General features: G+C 25.4%; 3 protein-coding genes. All 3 read left to right on the forward strand.

Features of this window, described 5'->3' with window-relative positions; genetic code table 4:
• The first annotated feature begins 316 nt into the window (after positions 1 to 316).
• Genes BST80_RS03360 through BST80_RS03370 form a run of 3 tightly spaced genes read left to right on the forward strand, consistent with a single transcriptional unit; the run spans position 317 to position 6142 of the window.
• Positions 317 to 1039, forward strand: coding sequence for a hypothetical protein (locus BST80_RS03360; protein WP_415745968.1), 723 nt, complete (start codon positions 317 to 319; stop codon positions 1037 to 1039).
• Between the two features lie 42 nt (positions 1040 to 1081).
• Complete coding sequence (locus tag BST80_RS03365) at positions 1082 to 5170, forward strand: ABC transporter permease (protein WP_415745969.1); 4089 nt, start codon at positions 1082 to 1084, stop codon at positions 5168 to 5170.
• A 12-nt stretch (positions 5171 to 5182) separates the two neighbouring features.
• A complete protein-coding gene (locus BST80_RS03370) occupies positions 5183 to 6142 on the forward strand; it encodes a hypothetical protein (protein WP_415745970.1) in 960 nt (319 codons plus the stop codon).
• Positions 6143 to 6458: the final 316 nt, after the last annotated feature.

Below are 6458 nucleotides of genomic sequence, written 5' to 3' on the forward strand. Positions count from 1 at the left end.
TGTAGGAAAATATTAAATTTTTAAATAAAAGACATAATTAATTAAAATTATAATTTGCTATTAGTATCTTTTTAAAAATATTTACAATTATTTTAATAGATTATGCAAGAAGTCTATTAAATATAAATTCAAAATGTCGGAAATTACTGCTCTAAAGCCCTTATTTTATGGGGGTCTGTTTTTTTAACCCCTTATGTTTATTGGATTTTTTTGATGTTGAGTTGTGTTAGTTAATTAAACTTAATTTTACATTAATTTAGGAATAATGTTATAATAATATGAGCAAAATATAATGAAAGCTATAAAGGTGATGGTAATGAAAATATATGTTCTAAAAAAATATCAAAAATTTATTAATATTTTCTTTATTATTTTTCTTGCTTATATTTTATTTTCATCATCGTTTTCAATTATTGATATTGCGGGTAATTATAGTTTTTTAAATATTACATTAAATTTATTTTATCTTATTTGATCAAGTTTTATTTTTCTCTTTTTTATGGGAATTTTAGTTCAAATTTTGATTAATTTTAAACAATTAAAAAAGACAACAATTTCAGCGTGGAAATTAATTTTATTTTCTAATTGACAAATTATTATTTTATGACTTTGTAATATTGTTTTAATTTCATATATATTATTTTTTGGTTATACTTCAATAATTTTTCAATTGCAAAATATAATTGCATATGAAGCAATATATTCTTTTTTAGTTATTTTATGCTATGTTTTTTATGCAATTTTTACTATTAGTTTTATTGTAATGCTAATATTGTTTCGCTTATATATAGGTTATTTAAAAAACATTAATGATGTGATTGCTTCTAGTTACTATACATTTTGTAAATGTACTTTAACTAGTATTGTTATTCCCCAACAAAGTCAATTAACAATGTCAATTTTATTAATAATTTATCCAAATTATAATTTTAATCAATGATTTATTAAAAAAACTAGTATTGTTGATAATCTTCGTAAAACAGAATTATTAACACAATTTAAAAAACAAACAACACCACCTAATCTTTATTTTAACTAAATTCAAATATTAACAAAAGAGAAGAAGAAAGAATGTGGAAAAATGACAGGTTTTAAGTTATTATTTAAAAACAATTTTAAAAACACGGTTAAAAATAAAATTCAATTTTTTGGTTTAGTTGTTTTAGTATTTTTGACTAGTTTTATTTTTACAATTATTGAAGTTTCTAAACAACGAGTAGAGAATAATTATAATACTTTTATTTCTGAACAATTAAGTAATCAACATGATTTTGTTGTTAGTTTTACTAATACTACTTATGTTAAAAATTCAAATGGGGAACCAGATCAGTTTGAAAAAATTACAGATAGTGGGGTTCGTCAAAATGCAATTTTAGAATTTATTAACAAACAATTAAAAAATCGAAATGAACATTTTATTTATAATCGTGTTGAAGCACGAACATTTAGTTTGGGAAAAAATAAAGTTATTAAAGCAGTAACATTAAATCATTATCAAGAAATTGATAAATTTATTGTTGCTAATGGAATGCCGTTAAGTTTTTATATGAAATATTTATTATCGATTAATGAAGAAACAATGCATTGGATTTATTTGACGCCTGAGTTTGCTCGTAAAAATAATATTAAAATTAATGATATTATTCGATTACAACCCGATAGATATGGAACAACAATTAAAGTTGCTGATAGTGAATTAAAAGGTGTTGATTTAACTTCATATGAAAGAGAAGATATTAATAAATGATTGCCAAAATCACCATATTCAAATGAAAATTGGTTTCGAGTGGTTGGGTTTGGACAATCAGCGGATTATGTTACACCAATTATTGATACAGGACATCCGTTTTCAAATATGAAAAATGAAGGAATTGCATATTTAGATCCGCGATTATTTGGCTTAGTTGAAGATACAGTTGAAGATACAGCTGGTAATAAATATCCTGTAACAAAGTTAGATTTAACAAAACAAATTTTAATTCCAGAAAGTCAATTAGAACGAGAAATTTATTATGTTGGAAAATTTCAACAGACAAAAGTTGACCAAATGCGAAGTAATTATAGTCAAACAATTAATAATTATTTAAATACTGACCAGGGAAAACATATTGGTTTAAATGGATATTATATTAAAACACTATCAACTGGTTTACCAATTGCTACGTTTCGGACAGATAATCGTTATGAATTTGCAAAACGAATTACATACTTTATGTCAACATTAAGTGCTTTTATTAGTGGTTCTTATATTTTAATTACAATTTTACTAATTATTTCGTTCTTTGTATTAATTTTAGTTGTTCGTCGACAAATTGATGCAACTGGCCCACAAAATGGATTGTTACGAGCATTAGGATATCGTCGTCGTGTATTAACCTTTAGTTATATTTCCTATCCATTAATGATTGCATTAATTGGGGGAATAGTTGGTTATGGAACGGGAATTAGTGGTCAATTTACTGTTAAATATTTATTTGGTTCATATTTTAATTTACCATATGGAAATTTTGTATTTGCACCATTAGCATTAGTAACTTGTGTTTTATTTATTTTTGCTTTACTAACTTGTGTCACAATGATTAGTGGAACAATTATGATGGTTTCAAGAACACCACTACAATTAATTCGTAAAGAAAAAACAGTTTCACATGGTCGTTTTAAAAAAATTGTTTATAAAATGTTTGCAATTCGCAAAACATTTGATGCACGATTTCAAGCAGTACAATTATCTAATTCAATTGGAAAAATGGTAGGGGTATCTTTAACGATGATTATTAGTACCATTATGATTACGATGTCAACAACAATTCCAATTATCTTAAAAAATAATATTCGTTATTCATACGAAGGAGATAATTATAAAACCCTAGTTGAATATAATAGTCCGATTTATAATTTACCAACAAGTTTTTTGCGAACATATGATTCAAGTCAAAAACCATGAGATAGTAAAAACAGTCTTTTAACTAATACAAATATGACAACAGATTTTAATCAATATCTTACTGATTTTGAAACAGGGCAAATTAATTCTGAAAATTTTGCTCCAACTTATCAAGCAGATGATATGCGGTCATTGTTATATGGTAATATTTCAAAAGAATTTTTGCAAAGTAATAAATTAACTTCAAGTGATCCGGGTTTATCCAAAGCAATTTGTAGTACAACATGAGGTGATTACAATGATTTTGCTCTAAATCTTTTAACAAAATCAACCATTGAACAATATTTGCGAACAACAGAAACAGCTCGCGAACATATTGATATTTTAGAAAAATCTCGATTATTTTATTGAAAATATCGGGAAACTGTTGGTTTAAACATTAAACGTGCAGATTATTTTGATTCACGAGGAAATTTAAATCTAAATGATAAGTTAAGAAACAATATTTTTACCCAAAGTGACTATAAACAAGATTTTGGAGAAGGAAATCCAACGATTACATTAGCTAATAATCATTTTCGTCCAGCATTAGAACAACCATTGTCGGTATCGTTTTATGATGTTTTAAATTCAGCAACAGGAAATGAGTTTAATACACGTTTAAAAAAACCAATGTATGATTTATATAATTGAATTTATGCTTACTTTGTAGAAAATGTTAATCAATGTTTTATTCAAAGAGTATATTCACGTTCTCCGCAAACTGTTCGGTTAAAAATGCAAGAAGCATTTAATCAAAACAATGGTAATTTTAATTTAACCTTCGGAGTAATTCCGTTTAATCCATTAACAGATGATCGGGGAACAATGATTAATGCTGAATTAAATAGTATTGAGTTTAAGATTTACGGAATTAATCGTACATTTAAAAACCAAGCATTAACTAATAAAAATGGTGCGAATTTAAATGAAAAATTATTTACAGCAAGTAATAATATTGTTTTAAATGAATCATTAGCTAAACGCTTAAATGTTACAGTTAGAAATCAAATTAGTCCGTATTTGATTCGCAAAGCATTAGTTGATAGTAATCAAGGTGTTACTTCTGATCAAATTTTACAAGGTTGAGATGGAAGTGATGTAACAGGTGATGATGCTCAAGCACAAGGGCGAGTTGGTAAATTAATGTTTAATGGTGATAATAAATATAAAAATAAGGTTATAGATGAAAATAATGAATATGTTTTAGAAAGTAAAATTGACGCACTTGACCCAAATTTTACAAAACCATCAATTTTAAACGATAAAATTGTTGATGGAAGTTATCGAGTAAATAATCAAATGAACAATCAAACTTTTACAGTTGTTGGTATTACTAATCAATATGGTTCACCACGAGCTTGAATTAATGAAGATAGGGCACAACAATTACTAGGATATGATAAAACACGGAATTATTTATTACAATTGTTTTTAAATGAATGAATGAATTCATTTATCAGGAAGAATCCTGAATTAACACCATCAAGAAAAGAAAGTTTAAACTTGTTAGAAAAATTTATTAAAGACCATTCAAGTACGCCTGTTAATAACTTATGAAATAAGTTTGTTGAATATTGAAGCGTACATCAAAGTGCAGTTAATTGAATTGCTGTCTTTGAAAATGAATATCCGATTTTTAATTATAAAATTTCTAATAGTGCTAAAATTGATGATATTGAAACAGGACTAGGAACAAGTCAATTATTTGGTGACTATAGTTTTTATGGTTTAAATGGTGGTATTAGAAGTGAAATTTCTTATCCACCATATGCAAATAGTACTTTTGGCAGTTTAATGCCAATTGCTTCAGCACAAGCAATTTTAGGAAATATTTCAAAAGCAGTTAATGGGATTATCTTCTTTATTATTGGAATTTCGTTTGTATTAAGTTTTATGATTATTATTTTAACAAGTAATATTGTTATTGCAGAAAACCAAACAATTATTGCAACAATGAAAGTATTAGGATATCGAAATCGTTATATCACAAAATTAGTTATTGGAATGTATATTCCTATTATTGTAATAATGACAATTGCCGGTTTTGGCTTTGGATGATTATTCTTAATTATTTCTAATATGATATTAATTCGAATTGGAATAGTTTTACCACTGTTTATGAATGTCATGATTCCATTTATTGCAATTGGAAGTGGATTATTATTATACTTTATTGCATATTTAATTAGTTGATTCAATATGAATCGAATTAATCCATTGATTGCAATTATGAATGCGGATTAAGGAGGAATTAAAATGAAAAAATTATTAGCAACTATTGCCGTTGGAATTCTAGTTTCAGGACCAGTAATGTCTGTAGTTAGTTGTACTAAAAATGATAATTGAAATAATATTCCAGTTGATCCACCAGTTTTGCCAGTTGAAGTAACTGGTTTTGTTGGAGTTTATTTTAAAACAATTGATCCACAAAATAATAAACAAACTATTCCTGAATTATTCCAGCAATTAGCGCAATTGTTTCAAGGAACAAAATGAAACTTTGATCAGTTAATAAAAAATTATAAATTTAATAATCAATCAAAACCAATTTATAAAATTGATTTGTATCGTAATGGTCAATATGAATTGAACTTTAGTGATGGAACAAATTTAAATACAATAAAAATTAATAAAACAGTAACAACTTCAAACCATTTAGCTGATAAAGTAAAGAGTATTGATTTAGGACAAATTACTGATGCACGACCAAAAACAATTTTAATTGCCACTATTTTTAACAATATGCAACTTATTTCAGAATTAGATAAGTTTGGTGAGTATTTTATTGGGCAACAAACATCAGAAATATGAAACCGACAAATTGATAAAGTTGATAAAATTATGATTGAACCTGATCAAACTGGAGCAACTTTAATTTCAGGAAAAGACCATTGATCAGAAGATAATAACCCAAGAACAGATTATTATGGTTCAGTTAAAGTGTCTTTTTCTGTTGTCCCACCTGAACCTCCAATAGTAAAAGAGGATTTAGGACAAATGAAGTTAACAACAAATTTAGGTAAATTACCAAAAGTAACTATTTTACAAGTAATGATGATGTTTATTAGTGTTTATTTTGTTAGCCAGTTAAATCGACTAAGTGCTTTATTAAATGATTTATATTTAGAAATTAACCCTGATAACAAAGGTGGAACAATTACTGCTTATGATAAATCAGAATACTATACTGGTAGTGTTAACATAAGTTTTAGTTAATTACATATTAATAAAAACCGCTAATTAGCGGTTTTTATTTGTGATTTTTATTTTAGTGGTTAATAAAAATTATTTGCAGTAATTTTATAATTATGCAATTTATTATTTATTTTTAATAATTTGAATAAAATATTTATTTTTAATTTAATAATATGATATAATTAAATTCCTTTTTTAGAATAAATGTGGTATAATTATAATAAAAAAAATGGTTCCATAAGAAAATTCTATGATGTAATAATTATAAAATAGACTTCTTGCATAACCTATTAAAATAATTGTAAATATTTTTAAAAAGATACTAATAGCAAATTAT

It is taken from the genome of Spiroplasma sp. Moj (assembly GCF_016082285.1).
In the GTDB taxonomy this organism is placed as follows: Bacteria; Bacillota_I; Bacilli_A; order Mycoplasmatales; family Mycoplasmataceae; genus Spiroplasma; species Spiroplasma phoeniceum.